Here is a 25,191-nt window from a genome sequence, read left to right on the forward strand (position 1 = left end):
TAAGCGGGTGATAAAAAGTGAACGAAGTTAAAACGAAAATCAAACAAAAACTCTCCGTTTTACCGATGGAACCAGGGTGTTATTTAATGAAAGATCGACAAGATCAAGTGATTTATGTGGGCAAAGCAAAACGCCTTAGAAATCGCGTAAGGTCTTATTTTACAGGGGCACATGACTTAAAAACGACACGGCTTGTTCGTGAAATTGTGGATTTCGAATACATTGTAACCTCAAGTGAAACGGAGTCATTATTGCTTGAACTTAATCTTATTAAAAAATACCAACCACGTTATAATGTGTTATTAAAAGATGATAAAAGTTATCCGTTTATTAAAATCACGAAAGAACGTCATCCTAAACTCATTGTGACGCGCACAGTACGAAAAGGGAGTGGCAAATATTTTGGTCCCTATCCTAATGCTTACTCTGCCCATGAAACTAAAAAGTTATTAGATCGTATTTATCCATATCGGAAATGTGATAAAATGCCAGACCGATTGTGCCTCTACTACCATATTGGTCAATGTTTGGGACCATGTGTCTATCCTGTAAAACAAAGTGAATACGATCAAATGACGAAAGAAATCAGTGATTTTCTCAATGGTGAGGATAAAACTATTTTAAAGCAGTTAGAAACACGCATGCATACTGCTAGTGAAAATTTAGATTTTGAACAAGCGAAAGAGTATCGTGATCTAATTGAACACATTCATAACTTAACGAAAAAACAAAAAATCATGTCTGCAGATCAAACCGTTAGGGATGTATTCGGATATCATGTGGAAAAAGGATGGATGTGCATTCAAGTATTTTTTGTGCGACAAGGGAATTTAATTGAAAGAGAAGCGACAATGTTCCCTATACAACAAACTGCCGAGGAGGAATTTTATACATTCATTGGCCAATTTTATCAACTCAATCAGCATTTTATTCCTAGAGAAATACATGTACCTAAAGAACTGGATCATAGCATGATACAGTCTGTAGTTGACACTAAAATATTAACACCACAGCGAGGGCCGAAAAAACAACTGGTCGATTTAGCTAATAAAAATGCTAAAATTTCCCTTGAAAATAAATTTGAGATGATTGCACGTGACGAATCAAGAACGATTAAAGCAATTGAACAATTAGGGGATGCGATGGGGATTCAAACGCCAATTCGTATAGAAGCTTTTGACAACTCAAATATTCAAGGGGTCGATCCGGTATCCGCTATGGTGTCATTTGTAGATGGGAAACCTGATAAAAAAGGATATCGAAAATATAAAATCAAGACGGTTGAAGGTCCTGATGATTATAAATCAATGCAGGAAGCTGTGCGTCGCCGGTATACACGCGTATTAAATGAAGGGTTGCCTTTGCCAGATTTAATCATTGTAGACGGTGGTAAAGGTCATATGTCAAGTGTTATTGACGTGATTCAAAATGAATTAGGGTTAGATATTCCGGTCGCAGGTTTACAAAAAAATGAAAAACATCAAACGTCAGAATTATTATACGGTGAAGAGGCTCAAATCATTCCACTAAAAAAGAATGGTCAAGCTTTCTATTTATTACAACGTATTCAAGATGAAGTGCACCGTTTTGCGATTACATTTCACCGTCAAACACGACAGAAAACAGGGCTACAATCCGTATTAGACCAAGTGGAGGGGATTGGTCCTAAGCGCAAGACAAAGCTATTACGTCACTTTGGATCTATTAAAAAAATGCGCCAAGCATCACTTCAAGAATTGCAAATGTGTGGGTTGCCTGAAAAAACTGCGAAAGCGCTCTATGACACATTGCACGAAGAAAATGGATAAAATTGGGTTGAGAATCATTCTCATACCCAATTTCGTCACATTTAGTGTTACAATGAAGAAAAGTTGATTTCTTTTTTTTAATAAGATGTGCAAACGTTTTCTTAAGGGCAACATTAAAAAAAAGAAGTCAAAAAAATTTAGTATCGCAGGGGGGACTTCCTTTTGGAACAATCGAAGAATCAATTCTACCTTAGAAGATTACATTCGTTGCTTGGCGTGATTCCACTAGGTGCATTTTTAGTAGTTCACTTAACAGTAAACCACCAAGCTACGCAAGGGGTAGACGCATTTAACAAAGCGGCAGGATTTATGGAATCATTACCATTTCTTTACGCGCTAGAATTTATTATGATATACATTCCGATTTTATTCCATGCGCTTTACGGTTTTTATATCGCATTTACAGCAAATCAAAATATCGGACATTATTCATATATGCGTAACTGGATGTTTTTATTCCAACGTTTATCAGGTTTGTTAACATTCTTATTCGTGATGATACATATGTGGCAAACGCGTATCCAAAAGTTATTTGGTGAAGAAGTAAGCTATGATATGGTTCATGAAATCGTATCCAATCCTATTTGGTTAATTTTTTACATCGTATGTATTATCGCCGTTGTATTCCATTTTGCTAATGGTTTATGGTCATTCCTAGTGACTTGGGGAATTTTACAATCTCCTAAATCACAAAAGGTATTTACATGGGTATCATTAGTGGTATTCGTAATCTTATCTTACATTGGCGTGAGTGCAATTTTAGCATTCGTTTAGATGTTGGCAAATTCGTGCATTTCAGAGCTTTAATAAGACAAAAATAAAACACTTGATTGATTAAGAATTGACACAAGCGTTTTTAGTCTTAACGTTTTAATCATTTCAGGGGAGTGACAATGCTATGGCAGAAAAGAAAATTATTGTTGTCGGTGGCGGACTTGCAGGCCTAATGTCAACAATTAAAGCGGCAGAACAAGGGGCTCACGTAGACTTGTTCTCAATTGTTCCAGTTAAACGCTCACATTCCGTATGTGCACAGGGTGGTATTAATGGAGCAGTTAACACGAAAGGTGAAGGTGACTCACCATATTTACATTTTGATGATACTGTATACGGTGGCGATTTCTTAGCAGATCAACCACCAGTAAAAGCTATGACTGAAGCAGCACCTAAAATTATTCATTTACTTGACCGTATGGGTGTGATGTTTAGTCGTACTAAGGAAGGTTTATTAGATTTCCGACGTTTCGGTGGCACACTTTTCCATCGTACAGCATTTGCGGGTGCAACGACGGGACAACAGTTACTTTACGCGTTAGATGAACAAGTACGTAGCTATGAAGTTGATGGCTTAGTAACAAAATATGAAGGTTGGGAATTTTTAGGTGTTGTTAAAGATGATGAAAATAAAGCGAGAGGGATCATCGCTCAAGATATCACAACATCTGAAATTAAATCTTTCGGTTCAGATGCGGTCATTATGGCAACAGGTGGCCCAGGTATCATTTTCGGTAAAACAACAAACTCTATGATTAATACAGGTTCAGCTGCATCGATTGCGTACCAACAAGGGGTACATTATGCAAACGGTGAATTCATTCAAATCCATCCTACGGCGATTCCTGGGGACGATAAATTACGTCTGATGAGTGAATCCGCACGTGGTGAAGGTGGTCGTATATGGACGTATAAAGATGGTAAGCCGTGGTATTTCTTAGAAGAGAAGTACCCTGACTACGGTAATTTAGTACCGCGTGATATTGCGACACGTGAAATTTTCGATGTTTGTGTCAATCAAAAACTAGGTATCAACGGTGAAAACATGGTTTATTTAGATCTTTCTCATAAAGATCCACATGAACTTGATGTAAAACTTGGTGGTATCATCGAAATCTATGAAAAATTCACGGGTGACGATCCACGTAAAGTTCCGATGAAAATTTTCCCAGCTGTTCATTATTCTATGGGTGGTCTCTACGTTGATTACGATCAAATGACGAATATTGAAGGATTATTTGCTGCTGGTGAATGTGACTTCTCTCAACATGGGGGTAACCGTTTAGGCGCGAATTCATTACTATCTGCCATTTACGGTGGTACAGTTGCAGGTCCTAATGCTGTTAAATATGTTGAAAATATAGATAAATCCTATGTCGATTTAGATGAAAGCATTTATCAAAAACGTATCGATGAAGAACAAGCGCGTTTCGATAAACTTCTAAATATGAAGGGAACGGAAAACGCCTACAAATTACATCGTGAACTAGGTGAAATTATGACAGCAAACGTAACGGTTGTGCGTCATAATGATCGCTTACTTGAAACGGATAAGAAAATTGTTGAGTTAATGAAGCGTTTTGAAAACATTGATATGGAAGATACACAAACGTGGAGTAACCAAGCCGTATTCTTTACGCGTCAATTATGGAACATGCTTGTATTGGCACGTGTCATTACGATCGGGGCATATAATCGTAATGAATCACGTGGTGCACATTACAAACCAGAGTTCCCAGAACGTAATGATGAAGAATGGTTAAAACATACAATCGCAACATATAATGGGCCAACTGAAAAACCTACGTTCACTTATAAACCAGTGGATGTAAGTTTAATTGAACCTCGTAAACGTGACTATACTAGTAAGTCAAAAGGGGGTAAAAAATAATGGTTGAAACGAAAGAACAAGTTTCAAATGAAGGACAACAACAGCAAACAACACATCATAATAATAAAACGATTAAATTGATTATTAAACGTCAAGATAATGCAAATTCAAAACCATATGAAGAAGGTTTCGAAATTCCTTATCGTGAAAATTTAAACGTAATCGCTTGTTTAATGGAAATTCGTCGTAACCCTATCAATGATAAGGGTGAAAAAACGACACCTGTTACTTGGGATATGAACTGTCTTGAGGAAGTTTGTGGTGCATGTTCAATGGTTATCAACGGTCGTGCTCGCCAATCTTGTTCAACAATCGTAGACCAATTAGAACAACCGATTCGTATTGAGCCGATGAACACGTTCCCTGTGATCCGAGACTTACAAGTTGATCGCTCACGTATGTTTGATAATTTAAAACGCATGAAAGCATGGATTCCTGTAGATGGCACATACGATTTAGGTCCTGGACCACGTATGCCTGAAAAGAAACGTCAAACAGCTTATGAGTTATCTAAATGTATGACGTGTGGTGTGTGTTTAGAAGTTTGTCCTAACGTGACGCCTTCAAATGACTTTGTGGGTGCACAAGCCATTTCACAAGTACGTTTGTTTAACTTGCATCCAACTGGTGCAATGACAAAAGATGAACGACTTGATGCATTGATGGATCAAGGTGGTTTACAGGCCTGTGGTAACTCACAAAACTGTGTTCAAGCATGTCCGAAAGGCATACCTTTAACAACGTCAATTGCAGCACTTAATCGTGAAACATCATTCCATATGTTCAAGTCATTCTTTGGCTCAGATCATAAAGTAGACTAATACCATTAATTTAGAAGCGGAGGCCATGTGTCTCCGCTTTTATTATATTCAAGTTAAGATTTGGATACATCATTGAGCGATATAATTTCATTCATAGCATGATGATGCGTTAGGAATGTAAAGAATGTGACTTATCAACATATGCGGTGTATGATAAAATGTACAACAAGTATAAAAAGAATAGGATGAAGAAAATGGAGAGACCTATCGGCGTCATAGATTCGGGAGTAGGAGGTCTCACAGTCGCAAAAGAAATCATGCGACAATTGCCAAACGAAACGATTTATTATCTCGGTGATGTGAGCCGTTGTCCTTATGGTCCTAGATCTCAAGAAGAGGTACGTCAATTTACAATTGAAATGGCGAACTATTTAACGCAATATGATATTAAAATGCTTGTTATTGCATGTAATACTGCGACAGCCGTCGCGTTAGAACCCTTACAAAAACAACTCAAAATACCAGTTATAGGTGTAATTGAACCAGGGGCACGTACTGCAATTATGACAACAGAAAATCATAGTGTCCTTGTTTTAGGTACAGAAGGTACAATTAAGTCCGAAGCATACCGTCAACATATTAAGCGCATTAATCCTAATGTTGAAGTACATGGTGTCGCATGTCCTGGCTTTGTGCCGCTAGTTGAAGAACTCAAATATAAAGATCCTACTATTACAAGTATTGTGATTCATCAAACGTTAAAAAGTTGGAGACATATTAAAGCTGATACTGTTATTTTGGGATGTACACACTATCCCTTATTATTCCAACCCATTAATGAGTATTTTAATCGTGCAAAGACAGTCATTTCATCTGGATTGGAAACGGCACGTGAAGTGAGTGCATTACTCACATTTAGTCATGAACATGCCCACTATAACCCTCAACCAAAGCATCGATTTTTTGCGAATGGTCAAACTACGCATATTGAATTTATTATTAAAGAGTGGTTAAAATACAAGCATGTCAAAGTGGAAAAAATTCATTTAGGCTAGGAGGACAAAATTTATGAATGATATTGTAATTGCATCATCAAATAAAGGAAAGATTAATGATTTTAAAGTCATTTTTTCTGAATATAATGTCATCGGTATAAATGAACTGATAGATGATTTTGATGTTGAAGAAACAGGAACAACGTTTGAAGAAAATGCCCGCTTAAAATCAGAAGCTGCAGCAAAAGCATTACATAAAACAGTGATTGCAGATGACAGTGGCTTAGAAGTTAACGCCTTGGATGGTGCACCAGGTGTTTATTCGGCACGTTTTGCGGGTGAAGATAAAGATGATCACGCCAATATCGATAAAGTATTATCATTGTTAGAGGAACAAACAGATCGTTCGGCACGTTTTGTGTGTGTGATTAGTATGACAACTGCTGACGGAGAGACACACACATTTAAAGGTACGGTGAATGGTGAAATTACACTTGCTCGAATCGGTGAGAATGGTTTTGGCTATGATCCAATATTCTATGTTCCTGATAAAAATAAAACGATGGCACAATTATCTGCAGAAGAAAAAGCTCAAATTTCACATCGCCGACGCGCTATCGATCAACTTCAAGTGTACATGGAAGGGACCGAATCGAAATGAAATTGATACTTGTAAGTGATAATCATTCAGAAACAGGTATTTTACATGAAATTTATGATAAACATGATGATGCAGATACATTTATTCATTTAGGAGATTCTGAATTCACCTATCAAGATACAGAATTAAATTTGTATCGACGTGTGAAAGGAAATATGGATTTTTACCCAGAATTTCCAGAGGAAGACACAATCACGATACAAGGGGCGACATTCTTTTTTACACATGGCCATCGTATGGGTGTGAATCAAGGCCGTGACATGTTAGCACAACACGCTAAAGCACAGGGTGCTACATTTGCGTTTTATGGTCATACGCATATTGCTCGTTATGAATATCTTCAAGGGATACATGTGATAAATCCTGGTAGTATTACACATTCACGTAGTACCGAAGAAGAAACATATGCTGAAATAAAACTTGATGATGGAGAAGGGACACTTAATTTCCGTAATCGTCAACATGATATTTTAAGTACTGTACCATTTCAATATTAAAATCGAGCGACCATCATCTATAGTTAAATTATAAAAAGGCTAAGCACAATCAACGTGTTTAGCCTTTTTATATGAATTAATGACGAGTCATATGTTAATTGCGCGTACATCATGCACGTGATAGGTTTTGTTTTACAGCTTGAACCAATGCTTTACCTTCTTGTTTAGATACAAAATCAAAAATATAAGCTTCATCGCTAAACGTCTTTATGACTATACGATAAGGCTTAAATGAGAATCCAAATTTAATAAGTTGAATCTCATTGAATAAAAATTGAGAACGTATTTCTTGATCAGCTAAAAGACCCTTAGCTTTAAAGTAAACACCATCTTCTTTTAAATAAAGTGTACCATGCACATAATTCGCATTAATAATGAGCATTGAAGCAAGAACTTGTAATGGTTCATTTTTTATCTTATTCATTGAGACACCCTCTGTTATCTTTTAAAATAATGGTATCATATTTTTTTAACCTTTTATAAGTAAAACATGATTTTCTTATTAATTGAAAATAACGTACAAGGTAGTTAATACGATCTTAATAAAAAGGAGTACTCAATGTTCACAATTACTGAAATTACCGAGGCATTAAACCAAAAAAGAGTGAAACACATATATCAACGATTTTCTAAATCACTACAATCACATATAAGCTATAGAGCATTTAAAAAACTATTTAAGTATTATTGTAAACATTACGGTAAGAGTGACATTTATCTCGATCGCTTTAATGCGGGTAACGGTGAAGCGGTATGGTACAGTTCCAATCGTGATGCGGGGATTAGCATGACTTTTCATCAATATGAAATTACGTCAATGTTACTTTTACCAATAGATACAGAGCCATCACATGTATTAACAACGTTTAATCAGTACATTATGCCAGTAGAAAATGAATTTTATATTTTTTGGGGCGGTGACAATGCGTTGTTAAATTATCATTATCCTACTGAAACACAACGGTATGCGTATGACTTAGTGATATTAAAAGACGGTCGGTCGTTTCATCACGATGGTAGTCAGTTACGCCATTACTATTGTTTTGGCACACCAGTCATTGCGCCGAGTGAGGGTGAAGTAGTGGCGCTAAATGATGATAGAGAAGACCAACAGCCTGGTGTCGTGGACGCACAAAACCTATTAGGGAATTATGTCATATTGAAGCATCGCGAGAATGAATTTAGCCTTATCGCACATTTAAAGCAACATTCATTAGTCGTAGGTGTAGGAGATAAAGTGAAACAGGGGGAACGGCTTGCTTTATGTGGCAATAGTGGTCATTCAACAGAACCACATATTCATTTTCAAGTGATGACGGATATTAACCATACAAGAGGGAAGTCCATGAAGATACAGTTCATAGATCAACATCAATATGAAAAAGGCGACATTGTATCAGGTTTAGAACAAATGAAATGACAACGCCTTAAAAATAAAATATTGTATTTTGCACCGCATTAATATACACTCATATTAATTGCTGTAAAGGGGGGATTTAAGGAGTAATTCAACTCTAAAAAAGATGAATTTACTTTAAAATTATGGTGAAAATACATATTAAAATTAGAAGAACAACACCGTCAGAATGCATTAAAGGTATCATTGGCATGACTGTAATAATAGGGTACGTGTTAGTGTTAAAGCAACTTTTTACTAAGGAGAATCTATGATGGATAAATTAACGATAATCAAACTACGCACGTTTTTAAACTATTTCATAGGTCTCATCGCGTTAATCATTGCGATATGTACCTTATTTTTATAAAGTACCAAAATGAAAGGCCACCTTGTCACATTTTACGTGATAAGGTGGCTTGTTTTTATTTATTTTTAAGTTGATAGATACGATAAAGAAGAGGATGAGTGACACATATAAAGTCTCCAACCAGTTCTTCGATATACCCGCCAAATCCTTTTTTGAATTGTAGTACACCATAGTCTTCAGCTTTAGGTGAAAAATCACCAGTAATGCCATAAAAATTATAACGGTCTATATGTTGTTGTTTCGCATGTTGAATCATATGCCACTGTAAGACATAACTGCCCATAAACTTGTTGAATTCAGGATCTGATCCACTAAAAAGATAGACCATTTCATCTTTTGTTTCAGCAAAAATTGCCGCAGCTAAATGGAGTGTATTACCATGTTTCGATCGTAATTGATTTGCTACTGTCATATTTTCTTGCAACTTATCATAAATAATTTGTTGTTCTTTTAATTTATTTTGTTTTTTCTTAGATAAAGGTTGCGTTTGATTTTGCAACTGTTTTTTTATCTGTTCATCTATGTCATGTGCTTTAGTTTTTAAAATGTCAATATGTTCATTTAAATGGATATAGGCCAATTGAATCGACGTGATTTCTGGATAGTTCCTTACAAATTGTTCTAAATAAGATTTGGTAAACAGTGAAAAGCCATGTTTGATTTCTGCTTTCTGATAAAGGGCATAAAAAGCATCCATTTCATTTACAGAAAGCGTCTTAACTTTAACGCCCATTTGCATGGCTTTTTTAATACTATGAGCAGTATTGTATTCCATCCCTTTTAATATCGAGGATGGTGCTTTGTCTTTTAAATCTAAAATAGCTAACCATCTTGCTTGGCTTAATTCAGAATAACCTGTTGAAAAACCTTGATGTTGATATTGAAGCGTGTTGAATGTCTCTATTAGTGATGAAATATTAAAATCTTCTACAATATTCCCTTTAAAATCACGTATATGACGTATCACATAAGGGTCTATCAGCATAAAGATAGTACGCCTCTTTTTAAAATACTTTTTAAGCTCATTGAAATAAAATTCAACCAATGTTGTATTTGAATAATCCAACATCGGTCCTCGATGGCTATAAACGTAATTAAAATATTTTAGTAAAGGGGCAGCGGTGAATAATCCTGCTGCAACAATGTTATCGTTATCATCTTTAACCCCTAAAAGGGCCACATGAAGCCCCTTTTCTTTTCGCGCTTGATAATGTTCTATAGATTGTGTGTACTGTTTAAAGTGATGATTGATGTATTGATGATATTCATCTGGTGTAAGTTCTACAAATTTCAAAAAAGATACCCCTTTCTAAGACGCGGTCAATAAATGACTTATGGCGAGATGTCTAAAAATTAATGAAGTACGATTCCCAAAATCATTTATAAAAAACAATTATATTGCTATCACAATAGCATAAACACTATGTGTTTGTCATGTATATGAAAGTTGTGTAATATTTAATATTGAAATATAAGAGGGTATGATAAGGATAGTAAAAATAAAAAAAGAAAAATCTTGTTATGAAATTAACAAAGATTTTTCTTTTGATTTTCCAGTAGTATACCAGTAGTATAAAGGTCAAAAATTTATTTTAATTTAGTAGTTATCAGGGTACATTGTGCGTGCTAACTGATCGTAAAGTCTTTCTAATTCACCTTTTGATTGCGCCATTAGACCATAGTTTTTCTTCTTTAACGCAATTTTAGCTTTGAATTTCGCGGCAGTTAATTCGCGTTTGAAATAATCGGGTTGACTAACAGATGATAAAAGTTTTACATAAATTTTATCGTATAATTCTTTTAGTTCTTTTTCCATTTGTTGGTTATGATAAGTGCTAGCTTCTTGTGTACTTGCTTGTGCGTCTACTGTCCCCAAAGTTGAAAACGCTGAAGTTGCTAACATTGTTGCTGCAAACCCTGTAATAATAAGTGATTTAATGTTCATTCTAGTATATACTCCTTCTGTCTTGGTCATATGATTTTGCTTACGTGATTAGTATAATTGATAAATTTCAATAAAAACATTAATTCCATATTAATTTACCTTTAATAATAATATGTAAAATAACACATTTATGACACGCATGAGCGTCACAAGTTTTATGGAGTTATTCGACTTATTATGTTGTTTTTTAATTTAAATGTTTATAAATGGATTATGAGAGGTAGAGAGTTAAAGCTCAAATAATTACTTTATTCGAGTCGAATTGAAATACTGTAACCTTTAGGTTGCGGTATTTTTTTGTGATTTTACAACAAAAAGGAAATGTAGTATAGTGGTTATCCATTTCATTTTAATGAAGCAATGAATAATAAATTCAAAAATGACATACATATTTATATATATTAAAACGGTGCTATAGTAGAAATGCCAAAGGGTGTAATGGCACATTGATGAATTAGTATTTTTTATAGAGAGGACTGTTGAAAGATGCGTTATTTAAGAAGGTGTAAAAGTGTTTCAGTGGATGTATCACTTCTAAATTAAAATTAAATTTAGAAGTGAGGATAAATAATGAACTACAATAAAATATTTAACAAATCATTTATAATGCTTTTCGTTAGCAATTTCTTCATATTTATTGCTTTTGAAATGCTATTACCGGTTTTACCCGCGTATTTAAATCAAATGCAAGCGAGTCCATTACAAATTGGTTTGATCGTGTCACTCTTTACAATTGGTTCAGTATTGATTAGACCGTTTATTGGATACTATATGATTAATCGTAATGTTAAAATGATCGTTATTTTAATTACAGCGATGCTACTAATTGTCACAATGAGTTACCCATTTTTAGAAATTATTGTGATTTTAATGGCGTTACGTCTATTCCATGGTGTATTGTGGGGTGCCTCAACGACAGTCAACAATACACTAGCCATTGATTATCTTCCTGAAAATAAGTTAGGGGAAGGTATAGGATATTTCTCAATTTCTACGACAGCAGGAGCAATTATCGCACAAAGTTTAGGAATATTTGTCTATAATGCCTATTCATTTAATATTTTAATTGTTTGTGCTACTGCTCTGAATCTATTTGCTTTAGTGATGTTAACGATGCTTGATACGCCAAAAAAGGCGCATGTAGACGTTAAAGGGTTTAAATTTTTAGAATCATTAATGTTGAAAGCGACACGTTTTCAATCTATATTAGTGGTGTTGTCTACGTTTAGTTTTGGATCCATCGTTACATTTCTTGTTATCTTTAGTGAGCAACGTCATATACCGAGCGTCTTTTTGTTCTTCGTAATTAATGCGCTCGTATCAACGCTTATTCGTCCTATTACAGGTCGTTGGTATGATAGGAAAGGACCATGGAGTATTATTATTTTTTCAGCGATCATTGCGTTCATATCCATGATTGTCCTTGCGATGACACACACTTTGCCAATGCTCATCCTATCAGCGACATTATTCGGTGCTGGATATGGAACGTTAATGCCTAGTCTTCAAACATGGGCCGTACAAAGTGTTGATCATGCGAAAAGTAGTTTGGCCAATGCGTCATTCTTTTCAAGCTTTGATTTAGGATTTGGTATGAGCTCATTGTTACTCAGTATCTTATCCAAATGGCTATCAATACAGATGATTTTTTTCATTTCATCTTTAGCGTTTTTACTTGTATTCATTTTGGTCATTCACAATGCCTATCAGTGTCGACGTTCACGTCAATGATGTATTGTAAAAATGTCTATTCAATTTAAGGCAGACCAGAAGTTTAAAAATGATGATGCCAACTTCTATCGTATTTATTGGCTAATTATTAAATTTAAACAAAAAATATTAAAAGTATGTTTAAAATATAAGTAATGTGGATATATAATACTATCTCTTGCTAGAAGTAAGCACTTCTATCTTCCAACCGTAGCCGTTGTGGTTGCGGTTTTTTTATGCACTTAAAAATAAAAAAACAACACGTTACTACTTTGAATGATAAAAGGTTATCCGAAATTATATATCTTGATATAATAGGTTGTGTAACTCTGAAGTGAATGGTACAGTTTATCTTAATGATAGTTTGGTTGGTACCTTGTCACATTTATGAGGATGCATATTGCATAATATTAAGGTTTTAGATTAATGGATAGTGTAAAGAGGGATAAATATGCAAAAGAATAATAATGTTTTGTCAATCATAAATATTGTTACGCAACTCATAGCTACTGCGGTGATTGTTATTCAATTTATTCAAAAAAAGAAGCGCGGAAATCGTACATAATTTGAGAACAATGCATTTTCAAAGTCTCGATGTAGAACTGAAAATACAGAACAATGAGGTTTATTTGTGATTTGTTACTTTTAGGATTGGGATATAAATCGTTAAACGTATGATTGCCCCTTTTTCTAAGCGCCTGACCTCAATATGGATTTTCGGTTTGATGCCTCAGAAATTTTGCCCAAGGGATGAATCACAATTCATACCATGGTCCATCACTAAGGTTAAATTTATCTATTGAGATAGATAATAGCCAATAAAGTTCATGTATAAATGAATTTTTTGGCTTTTTTAATTTACAGAGGTACTATGTCCCAGCCCTTGTTAGAGCGCTTTTTTTGGGAGACAATCACGTAACAATATGAACGTTTCATCTAATATTTATGTATTATGTCTATAGAGGCACGACAGGTAAAGTGACGTTAATTTATGAAAAACTACTGTGGGATAAATTAGAAGTTGTGTAATAAATTAAGGCTAGCCTGTTTTAGTATGTTAAAATATGATGAGAACGGGGTCTAAACCCATCTAATTAAAAGAAGGTGTTGTACTGTCAATAAAGCTAGTGGGTATAAAGTTGGCTAAAAAAGTATTTTGATGTTACGTTGTTGTTTTATTCTCCTTGCTTTTATGACATGTTTAAAGGAATTTATACGTTAACTTTGACATGTGTAATAATATGATTTTTAAGGAGGCTTTATTTTGAAAATCTTTTTGAGTTTTTTATATTTTTTTGTATCTTTTTTTGTAATGTATTCTTTACTTAACTATGTATTTTCAAAAGAATTTAATGTCTTTCTAAATCTGATTGCTACGCTGATATTCGCATTATTTATGACGTTATACGTATTTGTACTCAAAAGGAAGAGACATAAAAAGTAATCGACGCATTAGTTTAAAGAAGATGTATTGATATTAAGTAGAATCGTGTACAAACGTTAATGTTGAATGTTGGCATAGCGCGAGATATATCGTCGGTCATTCGACAAGTTAGGGGTTTATAAGGTTCATTGACGTGTTATCAATGGAGCCACTTTGATTTTCGACATAAGGTGATGTCTATAAATTTAAAACTTTGACTAGATAGGTTAATACATTTTGTGGTACAGAAGGAATTGAGATTTTAAATTCAACTTAATAGCATATTACTCTTAGTTACAGTTAATGTTTAAATTAACTTTTTGGAATGAACTTTTTTTATTATGATATTTAAGGTAACTGTTTCAGCGATTGCCTTTTTCATAAAAGCGTTGAGTGCTGTTTAAATCACAATATAGCGCATAACGACAAACACTCAAATAAATCAAAATGCCGTTATATCAACGTTTATAGTGACGTGATATAACGGCATTTTAACAATATAAGTATTTTAGCGTCCTGGGAGGGATGATTAAAACTCTATAACGACGGGTTTTATAGGCTTTTGGGTCCCTATTGGGTCCCTAAAACTTACATTGCGCTAATTATCTTTGTTGCTTTTTCGTTTTCCTCTTTATATGTTTCTTCAAGTAAATGGGAATAAACTTCAGTAGTAACAGATATATTTTTGTGACCTAATCTTTTGGAAATGTAATATATAGAAATGCCTTTTGCTAATAAATATGAACAATGTGTATGGCGTAGCGCGTGTGAAGTGATTTCTTTGATACCTAGATTGTTGCAATAAGCTTTCAAACGTTTGTTGACTGCGTTGTTTGTAAGTTCACCGAAAATCGAGCCATCCATTGTTCTAGGTATTCGATCAATAGATTTGATAATATGATTCATATCTTTTTGGCTAATAGATACATAACGTGGTGACGAATCAGTTTTATGTTCATCAATGTATATTTCACTTTTAACCTGATTAATATATTCACGCTTTAAATTCAAAGCTCCACTAATCCTGCACCCTGTGCATATCATAATAAACAGCACCAGTGCTGAAGCATTATCTTTAGTAATTAAATGTTGTTTTAATATTTCATAATCTTTTAGGTTGATAAACTTACTATCTTCACTTTTATTAGGGTTACTAGCACGATAACTCACTTTGAAAGTAGGGTTCTTTGCTATAAGTCCTTCATAAACAGCATCGTCTAAAGATGTCCTAATGTAGCCGTTTAACTTTCTAATAGATTCTTTAGAATGCGTTTTTGAAAATTCATTAATAAAATCTTGGTAGTGATACCTAGATAGGTCTTTTAATTTTTTATTTCCGATAGGGTGGTTATTGATATGTTCTATAGCAGAAGCGTAAGACTTATAAGTTTTAGGTGTCACAGTGGACTTCTTAAACGTTTCGCACCATGTTTTGAAATAGTCATAAAGTGTTAAATTAGGCTCGTATTCAATGCCTTGCCTTAACTCATTTAACTTATCTAATCCCGCTGAATTAGCCTCACGTTTAGTCCTAAAACCTTTCTTTCGATATCTTTTACCCTCGTATTTAAACTCATATTGCCACTTTTTTCCGTCATAACATCGTGTTTGCATACTATCCCTCCTCAAAAAGTAAAAAAAAATAATAAGGGTACGTGGGAGTACCCAATATATAGTTTAATGCTATTAAAATTAAACACATTGATAAATACATGTTATAATTAAAGAAAAAAGTAGGTGATATTTTGCAAATTTTACTATTATTAATTACGACAGGAATACCTGGTTTTTATACTTACTTTTCTCTATCAAACAAAAACTTAGTGTATTTCAATAGTGATAACAAAAGAGTTATTCTTAGCTTTTTTTCAATTGTTTCCATTTTTTTATTTTTATTAATTCTCAGTTTGTTTTCAGGTATTAATAATGTGAATGAATTATTTCAAAATTTAACTTTTACAAAATTATTATTATCACTGATAGTCAGCATATTATTAACTATTGTTTTAACAGAATTTGTGTATACAAATGCCATGAAGTTTTACAATCTGTTTAATAATCACAACCGCGAAAATATAGGTTTAAATAGAACGGAAACTTTACCCGTTCATTTATTAAAATACGAAGATAATAGATATAAGATGTTCATAACTGTAAAAGATTTTAATGGAAACATCATTGAAAAAGGGTTCCTCGATAATTATTCAAGAAAGCATAATCGAAACATATTACTTGATACTAGATTTAATGATAATTACCATCACTTTAAACAAATATCTGAATACGAAGACTCATATATAGACTTCGAAAACCAAGTTAAATTAGAGTATTTATATATTGATAAGAAGATATACACTACTACTTCTTCTTAGATTCTTCAATTATTTTCTGAAGTTGTTCCTGGGTCAACTTTAGATCGCTACCTGATTCATCATTCCTGAACTCGCCTTTATTAGATTTATTTTCTGGCATAATATCACCACCTTACAACGTCTACTAAAGTAGGCGTTTTTTAATCCCCTTAACCTCTAAGTTATTCTTCAATACCAATCTTTTTATTATTTCCAGAGAGTAGATTAGAAAATTCTTCTTTTGTCATGTTTTTCAATTCTTCTTCTGTAATTGTTTCAGTAACGCGGGGGAAGCTATTAACTCTTTTTAAAATTTCTACTAAGTCCCAACCTGTTTCTTCAGTAATATCTTTTATATTCATTTTAATCAAACTCCCTTAAGATAATAAGTTAAATTAAGATAAGTAACAAAGGTAGTACAAGTAAAGCTAGTGTTAAAATCACAAATGATAAATCTTCTCCCATATGGTTATCAATACGTTTATACAACTTATACATCTCACTTGTAATATATAAATAATATTGATAAAATATAATTGGTTCTCCTAATTAGCGAAGAACCTAACAGTTATTTTCATTTTGGCCGCTCCCTGTCACATTGGAGCGGTTTTTTCTTGAAGAATAAAAATTAAATTGTTATAATGCAATCAGTTCACTGATGAATAGTGAGCTATCATGAATATTTGTATTTGTTTGCCGCTCCTTTTCCCATGAGGAGCGGTTTTTTGAATCAACTTACACTTTTTTAATACCAAATACCAATAATACTAAAGGTATAGAGAGGAAGATAGGCATTATAATAACTAAAGGTAAAGTCATTATAGCTATAAAAAGAAACGTTTCGTCGATTTTATACTTAATTTTTTTCAAATTTTATTCCTCCAGTTTTTCTATCATTATAATTCACATTAATATAAATGCTAATATTCCTAATAAGGTAATTATTGATAGGAGAATAGTTAAAAGAGTGTAAAAGCCATTGTTATTTTTATCAATCATTAATATCCTCCCACGTTCTACCTAAAAGAAACTTTTTGAATTCTTCTTTAGTCATGTCTTCTAAACTTTTAATAGTGATTTCTTCTGTAACGTATGGAAGACTATTAATCCTTTTTAAAATTTCAATTAAACTCCATCCTGTGTTATCAGTTATTTCTTTTAAGTTCATGTATTAGATCCCCCTTGTTGTTCTAAACTTTATCTAGATATAGTGATTTAAATATGAAGGCTACTATCTTTTATTTTTGGCTCGAAATAAGTATTCCTGTTACTTTTCCATCTGTATTTAAATCAAAAGATGCATAGTAATTTTTGTTTGATTTAGTAGAATAGTATGTTCTTATATTAGATTTATCAATCTTCTTTAATGTTGCATCTTTCTCCATATAGTCGTGGACTTGTTGATCTATAATAGATTTGTCATTTTTAAAATCAAGAGGGTAATGATTAAAACTTCGTTTCACATGGATGATCTCATCATCATTATTTAAAAAATACGTAGTTGTATTATCATTACTTGGATAGGCGATAGACCCTTTTCTTTTAATGTTTTTATCATTTAATTTATTATAAACAATGTTGTTACTTGATCCCCGGACTTTATAGTCAGATTCCAGTTGTTTTTTGCTTTCATTAGAAGAATTATTTTGATTTTTCTCTTCATTTTTACTGCAAGCAGTAAAAATTAAAACACATGCTATAATTAAAGTAATAATAATTTTCATTCTTTGAATCACCTATTTTTTTAAAATTTTATTTTAAGTATTCAGAGTAAATTAGATTTGTTCATTCCTATACTCTTCTTCAACGTATTTTTTCACTAAATATTCTAATATTAAAGGAGTCATGAGTGGATTATTTTCAAATTCTTGACGCAATTCTTTAATCTTTTGAATTAGCTTCTCTTCTGGATTAAGCAAGATTTAATCCATCCTATTTTTTATAAAATCACTTTGCCGACTAATTTAACGCTTTGATTCTCATAAAAATGAAGGTCTTTGTAATTTTTATTTAATGAGATTAAAGTTAATCTGTCATCTTCTACAATCACCTTCTTTAAATACGCCTCTTCTTCAATGATAAATATTCCTATTTGACCATTCTTTATATTATGCGTTTTCTCCACAAATATAATTTCGCCATCTTTAAACATAGGTTCCATAGAGTCACCGTTAACTTTCAATGCTAAATCATGTGGAGGTACTGGAGCCTTAACCATTTCAGTAAATAACGTTTCTTCATGCAGACGTTCTCCCACACCTGCAGAGACGCAACCGTTAACATTAACTTCAATTTTATCTTGTTTATAAGAATTAATATCGACAACATTATCGCCTTTGGAATTCTGTTCTTCTAGTTGATCGTGAGCATAGTTGAGGACGTTTTGTTGGCGAGGGGGAGTGAGTTTTATTAGTGTTGTAATTGATTCAGTGATTACCGAATCGTCTAAATCCATTACATTTTCGGGTTTGATATTTAAACCTTTACAAATTTTTATAATATTTTCTACTTTGGCGTTGAATACACCTCGTTCCAAAATAGAACGAACTGTTGTATAAGCTAACCCTATATCTTCTGAAAAAGCTTTTACTGAACCAGATTTCATTTCCATCAAATGTTTTAAATGCTTTTCTTTATCCATTTTGGTTACCTCATTTCTAAAATATACTTATATAATAACATGCGAAAAATCGTATATCAAGGTAAAGAAAATAAAAAAATACGAAAATTAGTATTGACTAAATACGAAAATTCGTATATAGTGTACTTAAGCACTTCAGCAGTGCTAATTTTTAAAATATGAAATACGAAAATTCGTATAATTGGAGGAGGTACTATGTTGACCAATTTAGAAAAGGTCAGAAAACAGAATAAAGTATCTCTGGTGGATATCGCAGATTTATTGGAAGTTCGATATCAAACAGTATCAGATAAGATTAACGGTATTTCAGATTTCAAATTCGGAGAAGCGTTACTTATTAAAAATACTTTCTTTCCAGAGTATGAAATTGAATATCTGTTTTCAAGAGGCGAAGAAAAACAAAAACAACCAACATAAAGGAGGACTAATGATGAAAGATTTCTACGAAAAATTACAAGAATTATTAGAAAAGGCACAAAACAATGATATAGAGCCAATTGAATGGGCTCAAGTAAATGAAGAGTCGGGTGATGAAACAATCATTACTACAAAATTTAAATATAAAGTCCCTACGCCGAATAAGCATAAGGACTGAAAAAAACTAAAATCTAGGCAAGCTCAGCAGATTATCTGCTTCTGTTCCATTTCCAACTGTGCGAATGTAGGGAGAACGTCCTAAAGGATGAACAGACTCAACATTTGCTCTAGAACTGTAAGAAGTTGTATAGAAATATTCCATTCCACTATCTAAATATCTTACAACTTGAGAAACAGTTTCAGAGTGACCATTATGCAATAATACTTCGCTGATTTTTTCAGTTCCATTATTTGCATTACTAGTTAGCCTAATTCTTTTGATTTCATAAGCCATATATTAATCACCACCAATCTGACGCAATAGCATCAGTAAAATTATAACACATTATATTTTGTAGAACTCAATTCATTAAAAATATACATGTATACAAGTTTTAGAGAAAGGAGCATAAACAATATGCAAGAATTACAAATTTTTAATTTCGAAGAATTACCAGTAAGGACATTAACAGTAGAGGACGAGCCATATTTTGTAGGTAAAGATGTGGCTGAGATTTTGGGTTATTCAAAAGCTCGAAATGCTATTGCTAAACATGTTGATTTTGAAGATAAAAAGGACGCCCCAATTCGAGGCCCCCTTGGCGGCACCCAAAAAATGACAATTATCAACGAATCAGGATTATACAGCTTAATCTTTTCATCGAAATTAGAATCAGCAAAGCGATTCAAACGTTGGGTAACATCAGAAGTTCTACCAGCCATTCGCAAACATGGTATTTACGCAACTGACAATGTGATTGAACAAACGATTCAAAACCCTGATTACATTATTACAGTATTGACTGAGTATAAGAAAGAAAAAGAACAAAACTTACTTTTACAGCAAGAAATCGGAGAGTTAAAACCTAAAGCAGATTATGTAGACGAAATTCTAAAATCTCCAGGAACTATGACAATAACTCAAATAGCTGCTGACTACGGGTTATCTGCACAAAAATTAAACAAGTTACTTCATAAAGCGCGTATCCAACGTCGAGTAGGTAAGCAATGGATTTTATACACAGATCACATGAACAAAGGTTACACAAAATCCGAAACAATTAATATCGTGCGTTCTGATGGTACACCAGACACACAACCACAAACTAAGTGGACACAAAAAGGTAGATTGAAAATTCATGAAATACTAACAGACTTCGGCTATGAAGCAGAAGTAGTCGAAATTTAACCCCACAATCGAACAACCAAATTAAGGAGGGGCAAACAATGCAAGAGGAGAACAAAAAACCTCAAACTACTCATGGCAGTGAGCAGAGTGAGGGTGAAGAATTTAAATTAGGATTAAATATCAACCTTAATCTTTAGATAAGTAACCTTCATTTTGTAATTTCTCTAACGTAGTTAAAAGAACATTATTAGATGCTGCAGTTGAAATTCTCATTATGACAGTAAACAACTTGTTGAAATCTAATTCACCATTTACATCATAAGCATCATTAACTTGTTCTTGTATTTTTTCTGGAGTCAGCATATCGTTTTGAATTTCTTCAACTGATTCAGAAACAATTTTATACATTTCAGACATTATTAACACCTTCTTTCTTATAAGGAGTTAAATAAATTATAACAGAAAGGAGAATGCGAGATTGAACGAAGAGCATAAAAAGGAATTAATGTCGATATTAAATGACAAAAATCATCATTTAACAAAAGCCAAACTATTATTACTCGCTTTAAGAAGAGGGAGTGCAGATTACAATCGTTCAGTCGGCTATTTAATAAAGTGTTTGAACGAGAATAACCGACCGAAAGAAGAGTTTAAAACACAATCGATATTACCAATACTGTTATCGATACTAGCAACGATAGTGTCGATAGTAGCAGTGGTATTGCAAATTTTAAATTAAGGGGGCCAAATAATGTTGGACAAACTGAAAATTAAAAAGTATTTGGAAGTAATTAAAACGCTAACACGCAGAAACTTACTAACAATAAAAGTCAAAGATGTCAATAGCGTACCCGAAGTCATTTATAAAGGTAAAAAGCTCAAGTACAAGAAGAATGTTATTTTCTCTTGGGAGACTGCAAAAGATCATATGTATTCAAATGGCTATGACGTCGAAATCGAGCATTATGTTAAAGGGCCAATACGTCGTCCAGGCAGATGTGAAAAGCTAGGATTTAAAAGTCCTTTTAAAGATTAGGGAGGTGCCCTTATGGTTCAAACAATACAAATAACTGCATCAATTCCTGAAGGATTTGTACTCATTGAAAGTGAAAAGTTTAGAGAATTAGAGGATTTAGCAAATGACCCAGTGTGGGATCTAAAAGACCTAAAAAAGAAATTAAAAATGTCGGCTGATGACACTATCAAAGAGAAATTTTTATTTAATCCTAAATTTGAACAAGAACTCAAGCGACTTGGAATTGCACACTATCCTGACGAGTCATTTAATCGATGGAGATTCAACGCTAGAAAAATGAGTAGATATATTGACGAAAACTTTGCCGAAATTATCAAAGCAAAAGGAGTAGAAACATAGAATGGATAAATTAATGTCATTAATTATTGCGCTAGTCACGACTTTTGTCATTACAACTCCTTTCGCGTTTGAGGCGTACTTCACTACTACAATATTCGTAGCAATACTCACAATGATTACTAGTTACTATGCCTCGAAGTATGTAATTAGTGCATAAAAAAAGACTGAATGTAGGGGAAACCAACAAACAGTCTGGGATTGATATTGTGCGAAATATCTAATTACATTATATCAAGATTCCAAACATTAACAATATACAATGTGTGTTTTTTTGGATGAGATTACACAAAAAAAGACTGAATGCTAGCGGCAACTAGCAAACAGTCGGGGTCGGTCATAAACACTTTAATATCCGACCTCATTATATCAAATAAGGAGGTAAACGCAAATGTATTACGAAATCGGACAAGAATTTTCGAAAACAATCACGATAGATGGTTTCAAATTTTACATGTACGTAGCCAAAACAGAATTCGGCGTCGATGTAACGATTCAAGATCGTGATGACAATACAATAAGTGAAATCACAATAAATGACGTATCTGGTATGGACAGTGCTACTGACCTTTTAACGCAAGATGCGCGTACATGGATTGAACAAAACGTAGATGAATATGACCACATTATGAATCGACTGTTAGGAGGGTTTCGATGAGTAACTTATTCGATCTAAACGAAAGCGAACTTGAGATTCTTGAAATGCTTGAAAATGAAGAGTTGAGTTTTGAGGACGTAAAAGACACTTTGGACTCAATTCGAGAAGAACAAAAACGTAAATACGATTTTATGCAAAAAATGATTCTGTCATTAAAAGGTGATGTTAATACATTGAAAGAGCGTGAAACATCACTAAATAAACGAAGAAAATCCTATGAAAGTAAAATAAAATCACTACAAAATTACATGCTGGACTCAATGAAGTATAAAGGCGAAACAAAATTTAAAACTGAAGAATTTACCTACTTTATAAGAAAATCAGAAACTACACAAATTGAAGACGAGAATGTAATACCTGATAAATATAAAACGCCTCAACTTCCTAAAATAGATAAGACACAAATCAAAAAAGACCTAAAGTCAGGTATCGAAGTGTCGGGTGCTTCACTTATCGAAAATGAAAGTTTAGGGGTGAGATAGATGAATAAATCAGAATCTGTTGTCGAAATCAACAAAGCTATGGTGGCTTTCCGTAAAGAAGTCAAACAACCACTCAAAGATAAAAACAATCCTTTCTTCAAGTCGAAATATGTACCTCTTGAGAACGTTGTAGAAGCCATTGACGAGGCTGCAACACCTCACGGGTTGTCTTACACTCAGTGGGCATTAAATGACGGTGAAGGGCGTGTAGGAGTGGCTACAATGCTCATGCATGAAAGCGGCGAATATATTGAATACGACCCCGTTTTTATGAATGCAGAGAAGAACACGCCACAAGGTGCTGGTTCGTTAATTAGTTACCTCAAACGTTACTCATTATCAGCAATATTCGGAATTACAAGTGATCAAGACGATGACGGTAATGCAGCAAGTGGAAAGAATAACAACCCTAAGCAACAGAATAGAACCCAATGGGCTAGTAGTGAAACGATAGGAACTTTAAAAAAAGAAGTTATAGCATTTACAAACTTGATTAAAGGTACCGATAAAGAAGCACCACAAAATGTAGTAGAACAAAAATTCAACATAAACAACTATAAGTTAACAGAAAAACAAGCAGCAGAAGCTCTTAATAAAATACGAAACAATGCAAAAAATATTACTGGAGGAAATAATAATGCTTAACAGAGCCGTATTAGTAGGACGATTAACAAAAGACCCTGAATTCAGAACGACGCCATCAGGCATAGACGTATCAACATTCACACTTGCGGTAAATCGCAATTTCAAAAGTAAAGATGGAGAACAACAAGCTGATTTTATTAATTGCGTTGTATTCCGCAAGCAAGCAGAAAACGTCAAAAACTATTTAAGTAAAGGAAGTTTAGCAGGCGTTGATGGACGGATGCAATCACGCAGTTACGAAAATAAAGAAGGTCAACGTGTATATGTCACGGAAGTTGTGTGCGACAGTGTGCAATTTTTAGAACCTAAAAATAATGGTCAATCAAACAATCAACCTAAACAACAAGGACAAGCGCAGGATAATCCTTTTGAAAATAGTGATGACGAGTTTTCAGACCTGCCGTTCTGATTGGACGTGGTTATATGCCTTTAATTACAAATTACATCACTCAAGATGACGGCACAACAACTGTTGTTATCTCGGGTGTTGAATTAGGTGATAAGGAAACGCTACTACTCGATAACGGATTCGATGTAGAAGTTGATGTTAACGTCTTAGATCCGTTCCAAATCACTGGTAAACAACGTCGTAAGATATTCGCCTTAGTCAAAGATATAGAAGAGCATACGGGCCAACCTATGGACTATATGAGGCATATGTTCATTGAGTGTGCGAGAACATATCACGGATATGACAATCCGATATCGCTTAGTAATTGCACTCGAACACAAGCTTCACAAATCATCGACATCACATTGGATTGGGTGTTTGAGAACGGAATACCCCTCAGCTACAAAACAAGTGAATTATTAAAAGGGGATAAATCAAAACTCTACTGGTCAACGGTCAATCGGAACTGTGTTATCTGCGGGAAACCTCATTCAGATTTGGCACATTATAAAGCGGTAGGACGTGGGCGTGACAGAACTAAGATAAATCACTATGGCAATCAAGTATTGGCTTTATGCCGTGAACATCACACAGAGCAGCATCAAATAGGTATGGACAGTTTTAACGACAAGTACCATTTGCATGACAGTTGGGTCGATGTGGATGAGCGACTTAATAAAATGTTGAAAGGAGAAAAAATATGAAAAAGCGTGAT

Annotated in this window: 32 protein-coding genes; 21 read left to right on the top strand and 11 right to left on the bottom strand. The window is 33.7% G+C overall.

Going from position 1 to position 25,191, the window contains the following annotated elements; genetic code table 11:
- Positions 1-17 precede the first annotated feature (17 nt).
- From uvrC to G8Y85_RS01365, 7 genes are all read left to right on the top strand, one after another.
- Positions 18-1,808 (top strand): excinuclease ABC subunit UvrC, encoded by a 1,791-nt coding sequence (gene uvrC, locus G8Y85_RS01335; protein ID WP_165805332.1) that lies wholly within the window; start codon positions 18-20, stop codon positions 1,806-1,808.
- Positions 1,809-1,970: 162 nt separating this feature from the next.
- The gene (locus G8Y85_RS01340; protein WP_037566148.1) at positions 1,971-2,582 is read left to right on the top strand and encodes a succinate dehydrogenase cytochrome b558 subunit; all 612 of its coding nucleotides are present in this window, start codon (positions 1,971-1,973) and stop codon (positions 2,580-2,582) included.
- 124 nt (positions 2,583-2,706) lie between these two features.
- Positions 2,707-4,473, top strand: a complete 1,767-nt coding sequence (gene sdhA / locus G8Y85_RS01345; RefSeq protein ID WP_037566150.1) for a succinate dehydrogenase flavoprotein subunit — start codon at positions 2,707-2,709, stop codon at positions 4,471-4,473.
- A complete protein-coding gene (gene sdhB / locus G8Y85_RS01350; RefSeq protein ID WP_060550836.1) occupies positions 4,473-5,294 on the top strand; it encodes a succinate dehydrogenase iron-sulfur subunit in 822 nt (273 codons plus the stop codon). The genes sdhA and sdhB overlap by 1 nt, the downstream gene beginning before the upstream one ends.
- Before the next feature lie 194 nt (positions 5,295-5,488).
- Positions 5,489-6,289: a glutamate racemase gene (racE, locus tag G8Y85_RS01355; RefSeq protein ID WP_037566154.1), complete on the top strand. Its 801-nt coding sequence runs from the start codon at positions 5,489-5,491 to the stop codon at positions 6,287-6,289.
- A gap of 13 nt (positions 6,290-6,302) precedes the next feature.
- Positions 6,303-6,890, top strand: a complete 588-nt coding sequence (locus tag G8Y85_RS01360) for an XTP/dITP diphosphatase (protein ID WP_060550837.1) — start codon at positions 6,303-6,305, stop codon at positions 6,888-6,890.
- Positions 6,887-7,387 carry a YfcE family phosphodiesterase gene (locus G8Y85_RS01365; RefSeq protein ID WP_165805333.1) on the top strand — a complete coding sequence of 167 codons (501 nt, stop codon included), beginning with the start codon at positions 6,887-6,889 and terminating at the stop codon, positions 7,385-7,387. Before G8Y85_RS01360 ends, G8Y85_RS01365 begins: the two co-directional genes overlap by 4 nt.
- A gap of 109 nt (positions 7,388-7,496) precedes the next feature.
- Here the strand turns inward: G8Y85_RS01365 and G8Y85_RS01370 are convergent, their stop codons facing one another.
- Positions 7,497-7,811 carry a hypothetical protein gene (locus G8Y85_RS01370; protein ID WP_105995271.1) on the bottom strand — a complete coding sequence of 105 codons (315 nt, stop codon included), beginning with the start codon at positions 7,809-7,811 and terminating at the stop codon, positions 7,497-7,499.
- A gap of 135 nt (positions 7,812-7,946) precedes the next feature.
- Between G8Y85_RS01370 and G8Y85_RS01375 the strand changes: the two genes are divergently transcribed.
- Positions 7,947-8,807 (top strand): M23 family metallopeptidase, encoded by an 861-nt coding sequence (locus tag G8Y85_RS01375; RefSeq protein ID WP_060550840.1) that lies wholly within the window; start codon positions 7,947-7,949, stop codon positions 8,805-8,807.
- 401 nt (positions 8,808-9,208) lie between these two features.
- Here G8Y85_RS01375 and G8Y85_RS01380 read toward each other — a convergent pair whose 3' ends face one another.
- Together G8Y85_RS01380 and G8Y85_RS01385 are read right to left on the bottom strand one after the other, a co-directional pair.
- Positions 9,209-10,447 (bottom strand): aminoacyltransferase, encoded by a 1,239-nt coding sequence (locus G8Y85_RS01380; RefSeq protein WP_107371537.1) that lies wholly within the window; start codon positions 10,445-10,447, stop codon positions 9,209-9,211.
- Positions 10,448-10,750: 303 nt separating this feature from the next.
- Positions 10,751-11,098 carry a complement inhibitor SCIN family protein gene (locus G8Y85_RS01385; RefSeq protein WP_157950715.1) on the bottom strand — a complete coding sequence of 116 codons (348 nt, stop codon included), beginning with the start codon at positions 11,096-11,098 and terminating at the stop codon, positions 10,751-10,753.
- Positions 11,099-11,668: 570 nt separating this feature from the next.
- On the opposite strand from G8Y85_RS01385, the gene G8Y85_RS01390 reads away from it, so the two are divergent.
- Positions 11,669-12,829, top strand: a complete 1,161-nt coding sequence (locus tag G8Y85_RS01390; RefSeq protein WP_165805334.1) for an MFS transporter — start codon at positions 11,669-11,671, stop codon at positions 12,827-12,829.
- Between the two features lie 1,990 nt (positions 12,830-14,819).
- Here G8Y85_RS01390 and G8Y85_RS01400 read toward each other — a convergent pair.
- From G8Y85_RS01400 to G8Y85_RS01425, 6 genes are all read right to left on the bottom strand, one after another.
- Positions 14,820-15,845 carry a tyrosine-type recombinase/integrase gene (locus G8Y85_RS01400; protein WP_165805335.1) on the bottom strand — a complete coding sequence of 342 codons (1,026 nt, stop codon included), beginning with the start codon at positions 15,843-15,845 and terminating at the stop codon, positions 14,820-14,822.
- 919 nt (positions 15,846-16,764) lie between these two features.
- The gene (locus G8Y85_RS01405) at positions 16,765-16,944 is read right to left on the bottom strand and encodes a hypothetical protein (protein WP_107365676.1); all 180 of its coding nucleotides are present in this window, start codon (positions 16,942-16,944) and stop codon (positions 16,765-16,767) included.
- A gap of 629 nt (positions 16,945-17,573) precedes the next feature.
- Positions 17,574-17,750, bottom strand: a complete 177-nt coding sequence (locus G8Y85_RS01410) for a hypothetical protein (RefSeq protein ID WP_157950565.1) — start codon at positions 17,748-17,750, stop codon at positions 17,574-17,576.
- Positions 17,751-17,820: 70 nt separating this feature from the next.
- Positions 17,821-18,306 (bottom strand): hypothetical protein, encoded by a 486-nt coding sequence (locus tag G8Y85_RS01415; protein ID WP_105989105.1) that lies wholly within the window; start codon positions 18,304-18,306, stop codon positions 17,821-17,823.
- Positions 18,307-18,357: 51 nt separating this feature from the next.
- Complete coding sequence (locus G8Y85_RS01420; RefSeq protein WP_157950627.1) at positions 18,358-18,501, bottom strand: hypothetical protein; 144 nt, start codon at positions 18,499-18,501, stop codon at positions 18,358-18,360.
- A 20-nt stretch (positions 18,502-18,521) separates the two neighbouring features.
- Positions 18,522-19,223 carry a helix-turn-helix domain-containing protein gene (locus G8Y85_RS01425; protein WP_037566183.1) on the bottom strand — a complete coding sequence of 234 codons (702 nt, stop codon included), beginning with the start codon at positions 19,221-19,223 and terminating at the stop codon, positions 18,522-18,524.
- A 195-nt stretch (positions 19,224-19,418) separates the two neighbouring features.
- On the opposite strand from G8Y85_RS01425, the gene G8Y85_RS01430 reads away from it, so the two are divergent.
- Positions 19,419-19,640, top strand: coding sequence for a transcriptional regulator (locus tag G8Y85_RS01430; RefSeq protein ID WP_105965177.1), 222 nt, complete (start codon positions 19,419-19,421; stop codon positions 19,638-19,640).
- A gap of 13 nt (positions 19,641-19,653) precedes the next feature.
- On the top strand, positions 19,654-19,818 hold the full coding sequence (locus G8Y85_RS01435; RefSeq protein ID WP_165805336.1) for a hypothetical protein: 165 nt from the start codon (positions 19,654-19,656) through the stop codon (positions 19,816-19,818).
- 6 nt (positions 19,819-19,824) lie between these two features.
- Here G8Y85_RS01435 and G8Y85_RS01440 read toward each other — a convergent pair whose 3' ends face one another.
- Positions 19,825-20,094: a DUF3892 domain-containing protein gene (locus G8Y85_RS01440; protein ID WP_105985969.1), complete on the bottom strand. Its 270-nt coding sequence runs from the start codon at positions 20,092-20,094 to the stop codon at positions 19,825-19,827.
- Positions 20,095-20,217: 123 nt separating this feature from the next.
- On the opposite strand from G8Y85_RS01440, the gene G8Y85_RS01445 reads away from it, so the two are divergent.
- Positions 20,218-20,988, top strand: coding sequence for a phage antirepressor (locus G8Y85_RS01445; protein WP_105985970.1), 771 nt, complete (start codon positions 20,218-20,220; stop codon positions 20,986-20,988).
- A gap of 126 nt (positions 20,989-21,114) precedes the next feature.
- Here G8Y85_RS01445 and G8Y85_RS01450 read toward each other — a convergent pair whose 3' ends face one another.
- Positions 21,115-21,345: a hypothetical protein gene (locus G8Y85_RS01450; RefSeq protein WP_107371517.1), complete on the bottom strand. Its 231-nt coding sequence runs from the start codon at positions 21,343-21,345 to the stop codon at positions 21,115-21,117.
- Positions 21,346-21,406: 61 nt separating this feature from the next.
- Here G8Y85_RS01450 and G8Y85_RS01455 point away from each other — a divergent pair, with 61 nt between their 5' ends.
- The 9 genes from G8Y85_RS01455 to G8Y85_RS01495 all read left to right on the top strand — a co-directional run bounded on the left by G8Y85_RS01455 (position 21,407) and on the right by G8Y85_RS01495 (position 25,180).
- Positions 21,407-21,667 (top strand): hypothetical protein, encoded by a 261-nt coding sequence (locus G8Y85_RS01455; RefSeq protein ID WP_107371516.1) that lies wholly within the window; start codon positions 21,407-21,409, stop codon positions 21,665-21,667.
- 12 nt (positions 21,668-21,679) lie between these two features.
- Positions 21,680-21,964 (top strand): hypothetical protein, encoded by a 285-nt coding sequence (locus tag G8Y85_RS01460; protein WP_107371515.1) that lies wholly within the window; start codon positions 21,680-21,682, stop codon positions 21,962-21,964.
- 12 nt (positions 21,965-21,976) lie between these two features.
- A complete protein-coding gene (locus G8Y85_RS01465) occupies positions 21,977-22,303 on the top strand; it encodes a DUF771 domain-containing protein (protein WP_037566193.1) in 327 nt (108 codons plus the stop codon).
- A 1-nt stretch (position 22,304) separates the two neighbouring features.
- Positions 22,305-22,460, top strand: coding sequence for a hypothetical protein (locus tag G8Y85_RS01470; RefSeq protein WP_165805337.1), 156 nt, complete (start codon positions 22,305-22,307; stop codon positions 22,458-22,460).
- 231 nt (positions 22,461-22,691) lie between these two features.
- The gene (locus G8Y85_RS01475; protein WP_107633291.1) at positions 22,692-22,958 is read left to right on the top strand and encodes a DUF1108 family protein; all 267 of its coding nucleotides are present in this window, start codon (positions 22,692-22,694) and stop codon (positions 22,956-22,958) included.
- Positions 22,955-23,440 (top strand): siphovirus Gp157 family protein, encoded by a 486-nt coding sequence (locus G8Y85_RS01480; protein ID WP_107633292.1) that lies wholly within the window; start codon positions 22,955-22,957, stop codon positions 23,438-23,440. The genes G8Y85_RS01475 and G8Y85_RS01480 overlap by 4 nt, the downstream gene beginning before the upstream one ends.
- Entirely contained in the window at positions 23,441-24,085 is a 645-nt protein-coding gene (locus tag G8Y85_RS01485) for an ERF family protein (protein ID WP_165805338.1), read from the top strand.
- Positions 24,078-24,494 (top strand): single-stranded DNA-binding protein, encoded by a 417-nt coding sequence (locus tag G8Y85_RS01490; protein ID WP_165805339.1) that lies wholly within the window; start codon positions 24,078-24,080, stop codon positions 24,492-24,494. Before G8Y85_RS01485 ends, G8Y85_RS01490 begins: the two co-directional genes overlap by 8 nt.
- A 14-nt stretch (positions 24,495-24,508) precedes the next feature.
- Positions 24,509-25,180 carry a putative HNHc nuclease gene (locus G8Y85_RS01495; protein WP_165805340.1) on the top strand — a complete coding sequence of 224 codons (672 nt, stop codon included), beginning with the start codon at positions 24,509-24,511 and terminating at the stop codon, positions 25,178-25,180.
- Positions 25,181-25,191: the final 11 nt, after the last annotated feature.

The sequence above is a fragment of the Staphylococcus sp. 11007852 genome (assembly GCF_011394325.1).
Lineage (GTDB): Bacteria > Bacillota > Bacilli > Staphylococcales > Staphylococcaceae > Staphylococcus > Staphylococcus agnetis.